The organism is Streptococcus mitis (genome assembly GCF_965111725.1).
Taxonomy (GTDB): Bacteria; Bacillota; Bacilli; order Lactobacillales; family Streptococcaceae; genus Streptococcus; species Streptococcus mitis_DV.
Window position 1 is genome coordinate 1,019,771 of sequence record NZ_OZ217341.1, and the last position, 17,131, is coordinate 1,036,901.

The 17,131-nt window shown below is 33.8% G+C and carries 16 protein-coding genes; 1 reads left to right on the forward strand and 15 read right to left on the reverse strand.

The features are described 5' to 3' along the window. The first annotated feature begins 58 nt into the window (after positions 1-58). Positions 59-955, forward strand: a complete 897-nt coding sequence (locus tag ACLV7Q_RS05060) for a tyrosine-type recombinase/integrase (RefSeq protein WP_050088029.1) — start codon at positions 59-61, stop codon at positions 953-955. 395 nt (positions 956-1,350) lie between these two features. Here ACLV7Q_RS05060 and pezT read toward each other — a convergent pair whose 3' ends face one another. The 15 genes from pezT to ACLV7Q_RS05135 form a co-directional block, all read right to left on the reverse strand. Further along, positions 1,351-2,109: a type II toxin-antitoxin system toxin PezT gene (pezT, locus tag ACLV7Q_RS05065; protein WP_218757111.1), complete on the reverse strand. Its 759-nt coding sequence runs from the start codon at positions 2,107-2,109 to the stop codon at positions 1,351-1,353. Further along, positions 2,109-2,585 carry a type II toxin-antitoxin system antitoxin PezA gene (pezA, locus tag ACLV7Q_RS05070; protein ID WP_000579619.1) on the reverse strand — a complete coding sequence of 159 codons (477 nt, stop codon included), beginning with the start codon at positions 2,583-2,585 and terminating at the stop codon, positions 2,109-2,111. The genes pezT and pezA overlap by 1 nt, the downstream gene beginning before the upstream one ends. A gap of 152 nt (positions 2,586-2,737) precedes the next feature. Continuing rightward, positions 2,738-2,965, reverse strand: coding sequence for a hypothetical protein (locus tag ACLV7Q_RS05075; protein WP_000301902.1), 228 nt, complete (start codon positions 2,963-2,965; stop codon positions 2,738-2,740). Beyond that, a complete protein-coding gene (locus ACLV7Q_RS05080; RefSeq protein WP_218757110.1) occupies positions 2,956-3,588 on the reverse strand; it encodes a DUF3990 domain-containing protein in 633 nt (210 codons plus the stop codon). Before ACLV7Q_RS05080 ends, ACLV7Q_RS05075 begins: the two co-directional genes overlap by 10 nt. An 81-nt stretch (positions 3,589-3,669) precedes the next feature. Continuing rightward, positions 3,670-3,945 carry a hypothetical protein gene (locus tag ACLV7Q_RS05085; RefSeq protein WP_218757109.1) on the reverse strand — a complete coding sequence of 92 codons (276 nt, stop codon included), beginning with the start codon at positions 3,943-3,945 and terminating at the stop codon, positions 3,670-3,672. 37 nt (positions 3,946-3,982) lie between these two features. Further along, positions 3,983-4,366 carry a DUF5945 family protein gene (locus ACLV7Q_RS05090; RefSeq protein WP_218757108.1) on the reverse strand — a complete coding sequence of 128 codons (384 nt, stop codon included), beginning with the start codon at positions 4,364-4,366 and terminating at the stop codon, positions 3,983-3,985. Beyond that, on the reverse strand, positions 4,363-4,596 hold the full coding sequence (locus tag ACLV7Q_RS05095; RefSeq protein WP_000152419.1) for a DUF5965 family protein: 234 nt from the start codon (positions 4,594-4,596) through the stop codon (positions 4,363-4,365). The genes ACLV7Q_RS05090 and ACLV7Q_RS05095 overlap by 4 nt, the downstream gene beginning before the upstream one ends. Before the next feature lie 50 nt (positions 4,597-4,646). Beyond that, complete coding sequence (locus ACLV7Q_RS05100) at positions 4,647-5,732, reverse strand: toprim domain-containing protein (RefSeq protein ID WP_218757107.1); 1,086 nt, start codon at positions 5,730-5,732, stop codon at positions 4,647-4,649. Between the two features lie 9 nt (positions 5,733-5,741). Continuing rightward, a complete protein-coding gene (locus tag ACLV7Q_RS05105; RefSeq protein ID WP_000933082.1) occupies positions 5,742-6,383 on the reverse strand; it encodes a hypothetical protein in 642 nt (213 codons plus the stop codon). A gap of 403 nt (positions 6,384-6,786) precedes the next feature. Continuing rightward, the gene (locus ACLV7Q_RS05110; RefSeq protein WP_218757106.1) at positions 6,787-7,668 is read right to left on the reverse strand and encodes a GIY-YIG nuclease family protein; all 882 of its coding nucleotides are present in this window, start codon (positions 7,666-7,668) and stop codon (positions 6,787-6,789) included. Between the two features lie 327 nt (positions 7,669-7,995). After that, positions 7,996-8,394 (reverse strand): DUF6680 family protein, encoded by a 399-nt coding sequence (locus ACLV7Q_RS05115; protein ID WP_000351508.1) that lies wholly within the window; start codon positions 8,392-8,394, stop codon positions 7,996-7,998. A gap of 44 nt (positions 8,395-8,438) precedes the next feature. Next, the gene (locus tag ACLV7Q_RS05120; protein WP_218757105.1) at positions 8,439-9,476 is read right to left on the reverse strand and encodes a hypothetical protein; all 1,038 of its coding nucleotides are present in this window, start codon (positions 9,474-9,476) and stop codon (positions 8,439-8,441) included. Positions 9,477-10,205: 729 nt separating this feature from the next. Continuing rightward, positions 10,206-10,526 (reverse strand): DUF5966 family protein, encoded by a 321-nt coding sequence (locus tag ACLV7Q_RS05125; RefSeq protein WP_218757104.1) that lies wholly within the window; start codon positions 10,524-10,526, stop codon positions 10,206-10,208. A 13-nt stretch (positions 10,527-10,539) separates the two neighbouring features. Continuing rightward, positions 10,540-10,824, reverse strand: coding sequence for a DUF5962 family protein (locus tag ACLV7Q_RS05130; protein ID WP_000969637.1), 285 nt, complete (start codon positions 10,822-10,824; stop codon positions 10,540-10,542). Positions 10,825-10,898: 74 nt separating this feature from the next. Further along, positions 10,899-17,117, reverse strand: coding sequence for a DEAD/DEAH box helicase family protein (locus tag ACLV7Q_RS05135; RefSeq protein WP_218757103.1), 6,219 nt, complete (start codon positions 17,115-17,117; stop codon positions 10,899-10,901). Between the last annotated feature and the right edge of the window lie 14 nt (positions 17,118-17,131).

Below are 17,131 nucleotides of genomic sequence, written 5' to 3' on the forward strand. Positions count from 1 at the left end.
CTATACAAAGCACCTAAATAGGTTTATAATAGCATGATTATTGATAAAGGAGATTTTTATGGATTATAAACTTATTTCTACTTACTTAGATTATTGCAAAACTCATAAGCGTTTGAGTTCGCACACGATTCGCGCTTATAAGAATGATCTTATGCAATTTTATAACTCAGACTATGATAATGTCGAATCCTATATAGAACAGTTGACACGATCTAACATAAAAACGAATACATTAAGAAGAAAAATTGCTTGTATGAAGGTGTTTTATAACTATCTAAAATACCAGAACATAATTGAAGAGAATCCCTTCAATCAATTGCGCTTTCAATTTAGAACTGAAAAAGTATTGCCTAAAACGATTCCGTATGACATTCTGAAAAGCATTTTTATATATTTAGAACGGAAAGTAATTGTATCTAAAACTGACTATCAAAAACAACACGCTGAAAGAAATCTACTAATTATTTCACTTTTACTTTCAACAGGCATCAGAATTTCTGAACTTTGCCACATTCATCTCAAAGATATTAATCTTTCCAATAAGACACTCCATATTATAGGAAAGGGTAAGAAAGAACGTATCCTATTTTTAGGAGATCAAAAAACATTCAATTTATTAGAAACATATATAAATAAAACAAGAAATGAATCAAATGATTTCTTGTTTCCAGGGAAACATTCTCTTAAACCATTGTCAGAGCAAAGTGTACGTTTAGTTATAAAGAGAATCGTTGAACAAAATAGCTTATCTAAAACTATTACACCACATATGTTTAGACATAGCTTTGCGACAATGCTTCTAGATAATGATGTAGATATTCGATACATTCAACAAATTCTTGGACACAGTTCTATATCAATCACACAAATCTATACTCACGTATCTCATTCAAAACAAAAAGAAATACTTAGTTCTTTTAATCCTGTATCAGCGATTCATTCTGAAATCGAATAAGAGAACTTTCCAAAGCCTACAGTTTAGTTCATCTAAAATTAATTTTTGTAGTTCGAATTTAGTTAATAGATTTTATGCTCAACAAAATCAAAAAACATATAAAACTTCACTTTGAATCAGCATTTATAATATATTCTGTATTTAAGAACTCCATAATTGTTTTTCTAAAATATATCTTTCAAATATCCTTAAATATAATAAAAAGAGATGGGCAAAATCTCAATTCCTGAAGAAAATGGAGTAAATCTTCCCACAAGAAAACGCATAATTTCAAGTTTTTCAACACCTGAGATTATGCGTTTTTTGGTTCTAAAAAATTTTCGCCCACCTTAATTAAACAACTAACAAAAGTTATAAGTAGACTATATTTTAAAATTTGTGTTCTAACAACTATTTCAATTAGTTAAATCTTTAAATCTTTCTTCTCCAGATTTAAGCATCTCTTTCTCTACCTGACTCCACTCCCCAAACAGTAACTCTTGAAGAATATCTGCTGCTGAAATTTTATCTTCTCTTGAATCATGTACACAACTTCTATCTCGTTGATAAATTTGAATTCTTTCAAAGATAGCTAGTTCTTCCAACTGTCGGGTATTATCAACTAGATGATTTACAATGAAATCATGATGTTCTTTTGGAGTTGCGCGTGCTTGATTTGGATTGATAGCGTACAGTTCTTTGTATCGGATAAGGGTGCTCAGATAGGACAGCTTAGGCTTTGTCGCAATCAAAGCTAATTGCACTTCATATCCCCTACTTTTCAAGAGTTGTGCTGTTTTCTTTGGAACGTCAACCGTTCGTAAAGTTCCCTCAATCAAAAGATTGTATCCCAAATGACTCAATTCGGTCACTAAAGACTCTACCATTTTCCCTGCAAAATCTTTGGTATATTCTACACTGTCTTTGCCATATTCTTGCTGCAGTTCTAAATAGTGTGGGTGCTGAGAACGAAAACTATCGCCATCTATGATAACAATATTTCCTTGAAATTCTTTCTGTTTAATTCGATGAATTGTTGTCTTACCAGCACCACTTTGCCCTCCAAGCAAAATCGCTATAGGTTGTTTACTGGACTTTTTTTCTCTTGTCAGTGAACGAAGATTCCGTGCTAGAGCATGTTTGAATTCACTGTCAGTATAATCTTGGATTTCCATTAGGCTACCATCCGTTTTTCAGATATCTCTAACATACGTTCAATTCCATCCAAATAGCCGCTATATCTCTCTATTTCATCAAAAGTTTCAACTAGATAGATATTCGTATGAATCAAATCAGAAAGATCATCACTCATTAAAATCCAAGGATTAGATTCATCATCAATGCTAATTCCCTGACTATCTTGATAACGATAGAGTCGAGATAGTAGATTAGCACCTCTTTCTTTCACAATTTCAATTTTTAAAGTCAATTCATAATCTTCAACAGGATTGAGCATTTTATCTTCTCCTACAATATCGACATAAGATACATTAAACTTCTGACAAATGATGTCTATTAATTCGGTAGAGACTGAACTCGTTCCATTTTCATAACGACTCAGACTATTTCGTGAAATACCTACAATCCGTGCAAATTCGGGTTGTGTTAAGTCATGTGTTTTACGTAAGGATTTTATGTTCTTTCCAATCATGGCAAACTCCTTTATTTTTCTAAATCCATTATAGCATAAAAAAGCAGAACGCACCAAAATTGGTGCGTTGTTTGTTGTTTTTCTAGCCTAAACTTTACTTCTAAAAAAGCCACCTTAAAGAGTAATTCCTTTTTCGGTGGCTTTTCAAAATACTATACAATAAAATACTCTTGTTTAATTTTTGTAAGCAGGTTGTTAGCAACCGAAGTTACACCAACATGCATCAGTTCAGGATCAGAATAATCTAGATTACGAGCATAGCCTTCTGCAACAGTCTGAGCAATACGCTCATCCAATTTATAATTAGAGGCTTTTAATAGTGCTTGAAATAATTCTGAACTATATAGTTTAATATTATTTTCCAACGATACTACTGCCATTTTTGTAACTCCTCTCCTGTCTTTGATTGATAAACTTTCTCTATTTTCATTATATCACAAAAAGATTGGTTGTGAATGGATAATTGTTTAAAAGAATAGGGTTTTCTAAACTCAGCAAGCATTTCTTCTTTTGTAATTTCATTCTGACGAAAACGAGCTAAAGCTTGGGTTGGATTGTCATCAGTCTGAACACCATAGATAAAATCAAAATGGTGTTGTAATTCATCTGGATTTTCCCGATTTTGAACGACAAATTCCGCAAAATCTAAATCTGACTCTGACTTTTTATGTTTTGCAAAATAGTGACAATGATAGTCAGGGTTCTTAAAAATTTCTATAAAATTTGAAATACGAAATTCTACTATAATACCTACTTCTTCTTCTGAGTCAAAAATATTATTGTTAGAGGTACTTCGATTTAATACCTCAACTTGTTTATTGATAAATTTTCTAGCTTGTTCAAAATCGGGTGTAATATAGAATCCAGGTCCAAAGTCTAGCTCACTTCCTAAGTTAAATTGGACATCGATTCCTTTTTTTAACGATTCTAAATGTCGGAACAATGTCGCATGAAACCACTGCGTCTGACCTAGTTGCTTTTCCTGCTTGGTGGTTAACTCCAAAATATTTACTTCCTTCTCTAGTCTATACTAAAAGTATAACACAAGACTTTATGCAAGTAAAAGAAAATTTTATAAAACCATTTATTTCATTCCATTTTTCCTAAATCTCTCTAAATTCTTCTCCAATTGTTCTTTATGAAGTTGGTTCTTAGCTTCCTTTAATGTGTCGTCCAATGTTTCTTCCCTATAAATTGATTCTGTTTTTACTTGTTCTGGTTCTTGATCTGGAGTGAAAATGATATCTAACAGTCTGTCAATTTTTTCAAGATTTTGGACGGGCATATCAGATAGTCTATGAATTAGCTTCTTAAATACATCACTATTGTCTTGTTTTTTCTTAAAAAGTTTTGTAAACATCTATAACCTCTCAAAAAAAGCAGCCTATCAGGACTGCTTAGTGTAATTCTGAAATCGCATCATAAATGGACTGCAATTTCTTATTGTCTTTATTCTTTGTGTCAATCAACGTATGTAGCTCTTCAATTTTCTTTTGACTACTTTGAATATCGCTATTGTTATCTGCAATCAGTCTTTTAAGATGTTGCTGATAACTTGTAGTGATATCTGTATCTTTTCCTGCTCTAACCTCTGTAACTTTGTTTTTAGAACTAGGATTCGATGCCGTCACAGGTGCTTGTTTTCGCTTTTGAAAAGCTGCTTCATAATTTACATCATTACCTCCTTGATGATTTCCAAATAAGGCCGCAATTTTATCTGGATCTTCTTGATTTTCTGATTTACTTTCTAATGGTTGATTAAAATTCCAATCTTTTGTCATTCACTCATTTCATCCTTTCTAAATTCAGAATCATCGAATTGTCTTTCTTTACCAAAGGCATGGTCAAGAGCTTCTTCAAAACTCATGTGACTAATGCTTTGACGCCTTTTGAACGTCGCAAACATCGCTGTCTCCAGTTGCTCTTTATAAGCGGCTAGTTTTTCTGTCTCTCTTGCTACCTTGCTTTCTTGCCTAGTGACCTTTTCTTCTAAGCGTTCAATAATGGTCATATACGATCCTCCTTCATTCTAATATTAGCTAAAACATCTTGATTTTGTTATCACAATTCTAAACATTGAGAGGTTTGCCTTACTGGTTGATTCCTCAATGTCTCTTTTGCATTCTCAAGCATAAATTTTAAATCTGATTTGTTTTCTTGAAGAATATCGTTCCAGTCTCGTTTTTCTTTCCCAGACTCATTATCAGGTAAATCCAGTAAAACAGGAAATCCTGATCTAGATAACTTATCAGAAAAATCTTTACCTGCATCATCACAATCTACTGCCAGTGTCAATAAATCAGGATGATTATCAAAATAGCTGGTGGTATCACGAATTGTATTGATCAAAGACAATAACTTTGAAGGTGTTACTGTATCTAAAAATTCCAACTTCTGATTTTCTTCAGCTATCAGTCGTAAAGTTTGATAAGCGACAACAGACCTTTTTAATCCCTCCATAGATACCAAGCGAACATCTGATAGACTTTGTTGATGAAGTTCGTAATAGCTCATCAAGTCGATAAACGATTCACAAAAGACCAGTCTATTTGGTTTACCAATGTCAAAGGATATTCCAACATGTCCATGGCTTCCTTTTAGAATCGTTTTTAACCTCTCTCTAGGAAGAGAGTGATTCTTAAATATCCCTTGTAAGCTTGCTGCCTGCAGTTTGTGACGATGATCAAAGCTTTTAAAAACAATAACAGGTTCAACAGTTTCATTTGTTTTCCAACTAGCTTGTGCTATCAAACCTTGTTGAATCATCTTTTGTATGATTTCTTCTGAGATTCCTCTACATTTTGTTAAGTAATATCTGGCCAGACTACAGTTAGAATCTTCTACTCTCTTTAAAGGATAATAAAATGGTCTCTCTCTTTTTTCTTGAACAGCTTCTTTTTGAAAAGGTTCTTCAGAAAGAAAAGCTAGAGCTTCTTTAAAAGAGATTCCCTTAACAAGTCGAACAAAATCAATAACATCACCTTGAATATCTCTTGAAAACCATTTAAAAGTATTGGTAGTTGAAAAAATTCGGAATGAATCGTGTTCAGGATGTTCATAGACACGGCTAGAAACTTGTTTACAGGAGATACCTAAACGATTGGCTACATCAAGAATTGAAATTTGCTTACATTCTTCTATTTTCATGCAATATCATCATTTTGTCGTAGTATTTGGCAGTGATGGTATTGATGATGATTCTTCTAAAGTTTTAGGAGTTGCCTTATCTAGATCATCTAACCCAGATTTCCAAACCTGTACTTGGTTGACCAATAACTTACCAGGTAGTTTAGAATAGGATAACTTAACTGTTCTTGTTTCTGTCTGATTAGTCTTTGATTGGTTGGCATTCTTTAAATCAGATACATAGGTTACATTATAAGAGACCATGGCAATAGCTTGATTCGTAGTCTGATTGACAAAGATATCTGCTTTTTCAAAATGATAATCCAAAATATAGTCCTTATAAACTTGGTTCATGGCATCATTTTGACTTGACAATTCTTGAGAATAAGCCGATTCAGTCATATAAGGTTGAATACGTGTATTATTTTCTCCGAGCTTTTCTTTCGTATAGTACTGAGTCAAAAATTCTTTTACAGTATCCGATGACAAAATGCTGGCTTTATCTTCTGCTTGTTTGTCCTCTACAAGTTTAGCTGCAGCCAATTCGATTTCTTTGCGACTTTGTTTAGCAGTAGAATGTTGACCAGCAGTATATCCCATCATGAGAATAAAGCTAGTTGCGGCTACTGCTCCAACACTAATTAAGGCTTTAGTTTTGACTTTATTTAACATCTTAGACCTTCTTTCTATAAAAACTAGGTCAAGAATAACAAAAAGAACTTGTAAGTTTTATCACATAATGAGTTAAACATATCTATTAAAATTTTAACACCTTTATCCTTTCATACACATTATATATTCGTAAAACAATAGTTTAACTCCCTCTTCCTTTCTACACTATCTAGCGTTAGTCTAACTCTAGACTAGATGATTAAAACACCTCAATAAACAATATTCTCATTATACTTACAAAGTGTCTAAGACAAAATGGTCCTCAGTTATAAAAAAGCTAGAGCTTTCCAGTTGGCGGAACTCTAGCTTTTATGTGATTGAGATCTATTTTGTTTCAGGCTCTTTATTTTGTTGGTTTTTTATCGATTAGTATATTACATAATTGTTGAGCAAGTATTCGCATTTAATTACAGTTATATCCAAATTCACGAGTTTGAAGAGCAATTTTCCACCAAGATTCGCGACTGATTACTGTATTTCCAATTTCTTTATTGTCGCTTGGAAGAACTTCTAGAAGCATATAAGTGAAGTAATCTTCAAAATAACTTGCACCCTCTTTTTCAAAGAGTTCTTTCAAGGCCTTATTTCCACCATGGTAGGTTTCAACATACTCTGTCCAACGCCCCCAAAGCTTCTGTTTCCCGTAAGCAGAACCTACATATTGCTTTCCTGTCTTTGTATCTGTTTGAAGGTAGATAGCATTCAAATGGGACAAAGCTGTTTTCCATGTAGGGTTTTGATTTTTAATAATGCTTTTCAACTCTTGATAAGTTAGGCGAACGTTTCGATAATCTTGAAATTCAACACTTGAGATTTCACGCTCTAAAATAGAGTGCAGCGTAAATCCTTGAGCTGTAGCAGACTCCAAACCAATTCGTACATGTTGTGAACCGTCAGGACGCTCAAATTTAACAATTAAACGGCCTTTCAACTTACTGTGCTCAGGAGCTAAATTCAACTTGTAATAAGTCGTTACACGGTCTTCATACGTTTGTTGGTAAGTGCCGCTTTGAGAGTAAGCCCCTACAAAGAGCCACAATTTATTAGCTTCGTCATATGGGATTAGGTGAATGGTATAAGGGCGGTCCATTACATAGTTAAAATGAGGTTTATTAGTCTTACGCAAAGTGTCATAGAGATATCCCATTTGTTCCAATAATTTTGGTTGGTCATTAATATAAAGGCTTTTCGTATCAATTCCAAATTGATCGATTTTATTCAATTTTACGTAAAAATCTTCTGGGTTTTGAATGTTTAAGATTTCTTGCAATACTACTGTTTCCATTTTAAATTCCTTTCAATTTGTAGTGAACTACTTACTTTCTAAATCTTACGATTAAAATAGCATCTTTTTTCAACAATCCCCCAGTTACATATCGTTAATCAAAACTTTCCACAATATTACGAAAGGCTTGTGGGATTTTGATTTCTATATTTTAGCTCATCTCAATACCTCGCTTTCACTTTGCAATGAAAAAATTGTTTTTATATTTATAAAAAACCAATCTGATCATAAAAACAGGGTAAGCTATGATTATCTTCACATTTTATAATTCCTTTGCCTCTTATAAATCTATTATATCAAAATTTATTAATTTTAAATAAAAGATTATCATTTACCAATCGATAACGTCTTCATAATCATCTCATCATCCCAATTAGAAATATCAATATTTACATTTTTATCTTTACATACAGATTTTATTAACTTTAAAAAATTCTTATCATTTGTTACTGAAAGCAAATTATCATAACAGTTAATTACTTCTTCATTATCAGAAAAAATAATGGGTATTTTTCCGAGTGATCTATTTAATTCATTTCCATCACCCAAATAGCTTTCTTTCAACATATATCTATTAGCAAAGAGTTCTATCACAAAATCTCTTTTCATTTTTTTAACTAAGGTTTTTCTTTGATAATATTCTGAAATGAACACTCCAATGATTCCTGATGTAATTATGGAAGTAATGATAGTATTAATAAAATCCGTGTTAACAATAATATCCATTTTCAAACCCCTTTCTTTATTTAACAAATAGCGTTAATTCACTGTTATTTTAACAAGTCACCCTGAAAAAACTCAAAGTTTTCTAGAATACATAAAAGGACATTAAATAACTTTAAAAAATCTGTTTCAAAGAGTGGACGCTCCCATCGCCCATGACTAATCATGTTCCTGTTAGGTTCTTCTAATGTAAAGTTGTTAGTATAACTAAAAAATTTGAATAACCAATGAAATAGACTAATATCAGTAAACGTCTTATTTACAATTTGATTATTTAATAAATCAACAGAAGATTTTCCAACAGGTATTCTTTCTTTATTTGAAAATGGTTCTGAAAATCTGTTTAATGCACCATCAATTGCTATTGTAGCAAGCGTATAAGCAGCGTAATAATTTTGGCTTCTATAACTTTCGATCATAGAATCTATCAAGGGTTCTGAGTAATACGTTGAGTCTTTTAAATTTTGTATAAGCTCCTTATCTTCAAGATCTTTTTTTAAAAGAGTTTGCCATTCCTTTATCAATTCTTCGAAATCTATAGTGCAGATTGTTCGATAGTCATCACTATAGCTATGGTAAATTACCCAACCTTCTTCAGCAAGTTTTTCAATATTTAATGTGATTGATTCTGCTTCTGTTTCAGAATAAGGTTCATGGTATTTCTTTAAAAATTCTTTTAAACTTTCAGTAAAATTAAAAGTGGATTTATCAAAAATATTGTGAATAGGCTCAAGCATCCGTCCAATATTATCTATTTGAGTTTTTAAAAGAATTGAACTAACTGCTGCTTCTGTATCAGATAGAATTTTAAGATATGTTTGGTTATTTAAAATAGATGTGGCTGAGTTTATTTCTGTTAGAAACGGTTTAGTTGTTTCAGCTATTTGCTTAGAAAAATTAAAACTTGATAACGCAGCTTCAGCAGCTTTATTTGCTTGTAGCATACTATTTTGAACCTCAATCAACCTTGAATGATTAAGTGTCTCATAAAAAACTCTAAGGGCTTCTGTAAGCTTTTTGTTTTGAACTGGGACTTTATCAATTGTCAATTTGTTTTTTTGAACTTCACTATGATTGTTTTCCATAGGGCTATTTCTTTCTATATGTCATGTTTTAATTATACCACTAAGTATTCAACATTCACGAGTTTTGTAATGATTAAAAAAGAAATATTTTCATAAAAAATGTACAATTGAACGTATTAATACCTTTTACCAAAATGTACTTTATAAATGATACTTATTGAACGCTGCTAAATCAAAAAATGTACTTTATCTTGCCTTAAAATAAAGTACATTTCGATTATAAAGTACATTTTTTAGAGAGTGTACATTAAGACTTAAATCCAGTTTTATCAAGAGTTAACTAAAGTACAAAAATTTTTAGTTTTAGCCTTAGGTTTACCACTCTTCATATGGTTTTCTTTTATCGGCATCAAAGCAGAATCTGTAAATGGTTTATTGGGCGATTCTATTTTACCAAGACTATCGCAACCATGTTAAATAGCAATGGGTTTGCCGTTGCTTTTTCTGGAGATAAGGAAAATTATCCCAGACTATTTTTTATATTTTAGTTAATCTGAGCTAGTATTAATTGGTTAACCCACCACAAATGATATCCTCATCAACGATTCTTTATATCTAGTAACTTTTGGATATAGGATATTCTCCCAAGATTTGCTTTTGATCTAGACCTATATTTTACAAGAGGATAAAGCGTTTGCAGTCTTCATAATCCTCAGAGATTTATAGTAGATAACTAATACTGTACCAAGCATAAAAATAATAGATAGGAAGATACCGAAAATGAAGAACTCACCAAAAATCGCGTTGATTTGCTAAAACGTTATTATGCCTCTTCCGCTTATACCCTGCCCAGCCTGCCAGGACAAGCAAAGTAAGGTTAAAGATGATAAAGAAAGTCGTAAAACCAAATAATCCATTCTGTGCTAAATCTTCCGTGTAAAGTTCGGTCTCTGTAAAGAACAAATAAATTCCATAGACCTCCACGAAAATAAGAAAACTGATAAAACCAATAAGGAAAAGTCCACTGGCAATAAGAAAGAGTCTCCATAAAAGAATGAGAATTCCTCCTACTGCTAAAAAAATTACTGGGATAAGGAGTAAATCATTCATGACTTTCTCCTTTCTAATCAATCAACTGACGATAATGGGTGGCAAGAGAGGAATCAAACTCTTCTAATTTTTGAACTAAGTCCAAATACTCTTCTTTTTCATGTTCTTCAAAGTCCACACCTTGATGATTCTGAAGAGCGATTTCCAATTGACTAGTGAGCTCTCGTTTAGAAAAACTGTAATCCCCTGTCACTTCCTCATAATGTTCCTTTAACTCCTTGTAGGCTTGGTATTCTTCAGGTGTTTGAAATCCCTGTACCAAAGCCTCTTCTAATTGATAATAGGTATCTTCCATCATAATCGTTACCTCGTTTCTTTCTATCTTTATTCTACCGCGCTTTTCTTTTCTTGTCCGCTATTTATATCTATTTTTTAATCTAATTCAAAAGAAAGTTGTTCTTGCTTTTCTTTTCCTTTTTCGTGGAATTGTCGTAAGGCCTGATCAATAATATCTAAATCCGTTTCTGTTTCAATCAATGGCGCGAGTACATCGTATTCGGCCTTTTTAGTTTGATAATCCTCTTCCTTTGGAAAATTTTTCTCAATTTCTACCTTAGCAGTAGTCCATTTATCCTTTAATTCATCCAATAAGTTCTGAGTTTTCACTTGGTCATCTTTAATGTGGTCTATCGTATGCTGAAGCCTTTGAATTGTCCCCAAAGGAGAATACAAATCCAAACTGACAGAATACTGATTTTCTCCTACAATCTTAACAGAGAAGGTTTCAGGAAGAGGCTGATTCGTTGGTAGACTAAGCATTTTAATGTCAAATCCTCGATAACTTGCTAGGGTTCGAAATTCTTTGCTGTCAGATTGATTATGACGGATAAGACGGTGTAGGGATTCACCTGCTTCAGCTCGTTGCTCAAAAACTTGTTTACCTATCGTCATAGAAAATGATTGGTCTTTCGACATTTCAGACTGTTGAATGTCGCCTTCATACTTGCTTAATCGTTTCTCAAGAATGGGCATATTTTCTTCACAGTAAGAGATTGTATGACGATAGTGATCCTTGCTGCGTTGAAAGGCGCGTCTTTGATTTTCTAATAGAGTTAGATCATTCTCTAGTTCCATCTTATATTTGAGATAAGGATTACCTGTTGCTAGTGCCTTAAAATCAGAAGCTGTCATAGTCTGTTCATCAATATCTTCCGCAGCACGAATCGGCTCCTTAGAAGTCATAATCTGCTTAATATAACGGAGTTTGTTCTCCTGAGTTGCCCATAGATAATTATCAAACGAACCTTTGGTAATATAGTGGTAAATATCCACTTCCTTGTTTTCATTTCCCTGTCGGATAATACGTCCATTACGTTGCTGAATGTCACTTGGTCTCCACGGTACATCCAGATGGTGAACTGCTTTCATCTTGCTCTGAACATTTAAACCTGTTCCTCCTTTTTCAGTTGAGGCAAGAAGAATCCGCACCTCTCCTGCATTGACCTTTCGAGACAAACTATTCTTCTTTTCATCACTATTGGCATCATGTACAAAGGCAATTTCCTTACTAGGGATTCCTCTATCAACTAATAAAGCCTTAATCTCAGAATAAACATCAAAGCCATTGTCCTTTTTCTTAGGTGTTCCAATATCTGAAAAAATCATCTGAGTAGCCTTATTTTCCATTCCCTCACGATAAATTCTTTCAACATTATCAACTACCTGAAGCAGTTTATGATTGTCTGCTAGACTATAGCTAGAGTCCAATAAACGCATATCAATAGCTAGTTTCCGTGCCTCACCTGTTATCTTTAACATGTTATCCTGGCTCGGATCAACTGTTCCACATTTGACCATATCTGACCTCATAACTAATTCTTCTAAATAGAGTTTCTGGTTTTCAGTTAACTCACTCTCAATAGGGATAATATGAGCTTCTGGAACAGGTAAATCCAACATATCTTGTGTTTGAATGTCGGCTGTTTCTTTATAGATTTTCATCAACTCAGGTAGATTGACAAACTTTTTAAATCGTTTCTTAGGTTGGTACTTATCCCCTGTAGGAGCTAATTCCATAGAGTTTTGAATTTCTCCAAAAACACCTACCCAAGAGTCAAAATAATCAACTTGATAGCGTTTTAAGATATCCGGTTGAATGTAGTTCATCATAGTATACAACTCACTAATAGAATTGGAAACAGGTGTTCCTGTCGCAAAAACAATATTCTTAAAATCATGTTCTTCCTGAATCTGTCGAACCTTCATTTCCATATCCACGTTCTTCTTAGAGGTTGTATTGGTAATCCCTGCTACATTTCCAAGTCCCGTAATCGGACGAATATTTTTAAAGTGATGTGCTTCATCCACAAAGAGAAAATCAATTCCTAAGTTCTCAAAATCAATAAAACTATCACGATTAAAGCGTTGCAGTTCTTCCAATTGTTTCTCTAGACCACTTATTGATTGTTCTGCTTCTTTGACAGTATACTTATTTTCAGAATGTGTTTTAATCTCTCGTAGTTCATTGAGCTTATCCTCAATATAATTCATCTGTCTTTCTTTACTGACAGGGATTTTTTCAAATTGAGAATCCCCAATGACAATGGCATCGTAATCTCCTGTAATAATACGTGATACAAATTGTTTTCTTCTCGCCTTCACAAAATCTTTCTTAGTGGTCACAAAGACCTTTTTAGTAGGGAAAAATTTCATGATTTCTTGACCAAATTGAGCAGACAAACTAGAAGGCACCACATACAAGGGCTTATGAACCATCCCCAACTCCTTTAATTTAAACCCAGCACCAAGCATGGTCAAGGTCTTTCCTGAACCTACCTCATGAGCTAACAAGGCTCTTTTTTCTTCTACGATTCTTTGAATGGCATTCTCTTGGTGAGGACGAAGACTGATGTTTTGTGCCAAGCCATCAATGACTAGATGGCTACCATCATACTCTCGACTAACCGTTCGATTATAAAGACGATTATAGCTTTCCTCAATGACTTGTTGGACTTCGGGATACCGTGAGACAAATTCTTGAAAGAGTTCTTGTAAATGCTGCTCTTTTGCTCTTAGAACAGAGGTTTTTTCCAAATCTGTGATGGTCTTTTTCTTTTCTCCTTCCGTAACAGTCATAGTAATAGTCGGTTGGTTTGAATTTAGTAAATTCTCAAAAATCTTTCTTCCTGTATCATAACGTGACCCACTGACTCCAAGACTACTATCTTTGGCACTTGGATAGCGATAAGCAAATGATGTCCTTAAATGAACCTGACCATCGACAGGATTCACTTCAATGACTTGTTCGACATCAGGCGAAGACAATTCAAATTCACGATTGGTAAAACATTCAAAGGCAAATTTACCATAAACGGATTGAGGAATCCAACGTGACCCTATTTTAAACTCAATATCTGCCAGATGAATCCGTGGAGGACGAACAGATTCTAACAAATCTAAAGCATGGGACCAGTCACATTCTTGGTTGTTTTCCTCCACTAATAGTTGAACTACTTCTATCTTGTTGAGAATGTCTCCTGATAAAAATTGGTTCTTAGAAAGATATTTTCTTTCTCCTCTTAAATAGCTTTCTGGATCCATTAAAATCTGGTCTCCTAACTCATCTAAAATAGCAGCTTGGCTATGTTCGGGATAAATTGATACCATATAGTCTAAATCAACCCCTCTACCATCCGATAAACTAGAGTTTAAGGCATCTAGAGCCGTTGAAACTCTTGCAATCACTCTCTCTGGCCTAACCAATGCTTTCTCAAAAGCTAAAGATTTTTTATATTTTACTTTCTGGTCTTTAGAATCAATGTATTCATCTTCTAAACTTGCTAGTAAAGAATACTTATCGTCACTATCAAATAAGTTCCGATTGACTGAGGCATTCAAGTATCCAAATTGACTTACAAAGCGGTCATAGTCACGATTCAATTTGCCAAGCAATTCCTGAAAATCAGCCCGACTATAATCTGGATGACGTTGAATTTCAATTAATGCTTGATAGGTCTCTCTCAAATCAACCATGCCCTTAATACGACTAATATCCTTATCCGATAAGGGACTTTCATAAAAGACAGTTTTTTTGAACAGTCCCTTATATTTCCCTCTTTTACTCGCTTCTTCTGACTTGTAAACATCTAGTGCTTCCTCATCTGTCAAATGAAGTTGCACGAATCGGTCTATTTTATGTTCAGACAAAGAACTGTCCCAAGCTTTAAAATCTCCCTTTTCATCTACATAATAACTAATTTCGTCTACTTTTGAACTTTTCCGAATGCCATGCGTATCTCGGTAATAAATTTGATTTCCTTCATATCCAAAAGAATAGAGCGCTAAGTCCTCACGTATACGACTTGGGATGGAATTATCCACTTCTTCTTGGATAAAAACAGGTGCTTTCAAAGAATTGTCAATTGGTTTAGGTTCTTCCACATTTTCTAACGCTTCCATAATGTCAGTAGCTAATGTTTCTGATCCCCCCTTAACATTGAGGGTTCCTCCATTAAAATTACGTACCTCATATTGACCCAAAACTTGTGTATTGTATTTCCCATCAAAATAAGGATTAATCCAGACACGCTTATCCTCCTCAAATGGAATAGAACCACTAAAGACAAGCTCATCTTCATTAAGATTCTTTGCTTGAACCTTTTGAAAGAAGAGGAGGTCTGTGGTCACTCGAGTACCTGCAATCTTTTTAAAAGCCGTATCCGGCAAACGAACTCCCCCTAAAAAATGAGTGTTGGATTTAATCTCTTGTAAGACATTATCTGTCCGTTTATCCATTGTGCCAATAGAAGAGATAATCGACACTTGTCCTCCGTCTCTTACTAAATCAAGTGAGTGTTTAACAAAGTAATCATGAATCATATAAGGTTTATCATAGTTTTTATCGGCAATGCGAAAATTTCCAAAAGGAACATTCGTTAAGACTAAATCAAAACTATTATTTTGATAGGGAACTTCTTCAAATCCTCGCACTTCAATATGGACATTTGGATGGAGTTGTTTTGCGATTGCGCCAGTCACACTGTCTAATTCAACCCCATAGAGTTCTGATTTATCTCGTATACTTCTAGGCATAGCCGCAAAGAAGTTCCCAGTCCCCATAGAAGGATCTAAAATCCTTCCTCCCTCAAAACCATCATCCAGTAACTTTTGCCAAATCTGGCGAATAATCATTGGGTCTGTATAATAGGCTGTGAGAGAACTTTGTTTCATAGTGGAGTATTCTGATTTACTTACTAAACTCTTAAGAGTTAAACGTTCTGTTTCATACTTTGGATTGAGTTCATCGAAAAATTCATTGGCAAGACCACCCCATCCAACATACTTGGCTAGTAGCTCTTGTTCTTCTGGACTTGCTTGTCGTCTCTCTTTTTCTAATCTTTTAACAAGTTCAATTGCGGCGATATTCGTTTCAATCTTTTCTCGATTTGTCTTAGGATAAAAATCCTCTAAATCATCTGGAAAAACAAAATCTAGAACAGGGACATCCGTCTCTTCAATGCCTACAATAAGCGTTTCTGTTTCCTTATCCTTTTCATTATCTTCTTCCAGATAGGAAAACAAATCTATTTCCTGGCTTTCACTTGGTGAATCAATTTCAATCTCTGAATCTTCTTTTTCAAGTTCTACGAGAGACAATACTTGTTCAATCTCTTCCAAACTGTTCAAGTATAAGATAGGATTCTCTTCAAATAACTGGTTGGAATCATTGAATAGCTCTAGGCGAACTAAGTCATTTAACTGTGCATTTTCAATCGAAACCAACTGAAATACTTGTCCTTTATAACTTACTTGTGAACCGATTGGATATTCCCTCAAAGCTTCTTCTACAATTTTATCTACTTTAGATAGGGAATGAACTTCCACATTTTCTTCTACCTGGTCAATATTATCTAAAGGTAAGACTGCTTCCTCTACTTGCTTAGACTTTTCTCTTATAGCCTTTACTTCATCAAAATGAGTAATAATCTTCAGCTTTTGTGTCAGTGGTAGTTGTTTGTAGTTTTCTTCATGATGGACAAGATCCGTAACAGTATCTAAAGTAGCCATCAATTCTGAACCCAAATAGGCTAGAACATCTCCTTCTTTTTCTTCAAAATGAATCTCAAGAACCTCTTTTTTTAGTTCTTTGGAATCAACCATTAGAAGAAACTCCTCTATATCTCTACTAATGCGGTCAGATAGATTATTCGCAACCCGATAGACATTGACTAAATTGACATCCTGTTTCTGATGACATACAAGCTCACTTAATGGTTCTAACTTCTCTTTTTCAGATTGGGTATAAAATCGAGTGGAAAGGTTATAGGTTGCGACTTCTAGCACCAAGTTTTTCTCAAAATTACTTAATTGAGATAATTTACTTAGACCTGCTTGTCCAAAATTTCTTGTGTAACTTTCTAAATCTTGGTCATTGTTTTCAGAACTAGCCTCTAGGAAAGAAATAATATCTTGATGAAACGAATAGACATGAGGTATCTCTTCTATCTTGCCATCTTCAGCCAAAAAACTCTCTACCAAGTCTTGCCATTTCTCATCAAAATGTTGCGCTTGATAACGAAGAAATAGGCCCATTTTCTCCCTATCTTTTGGAATTGTTCCACGAAACATAGCCAATAATTGCATTACTTCCATACTCGCTCCTTTCA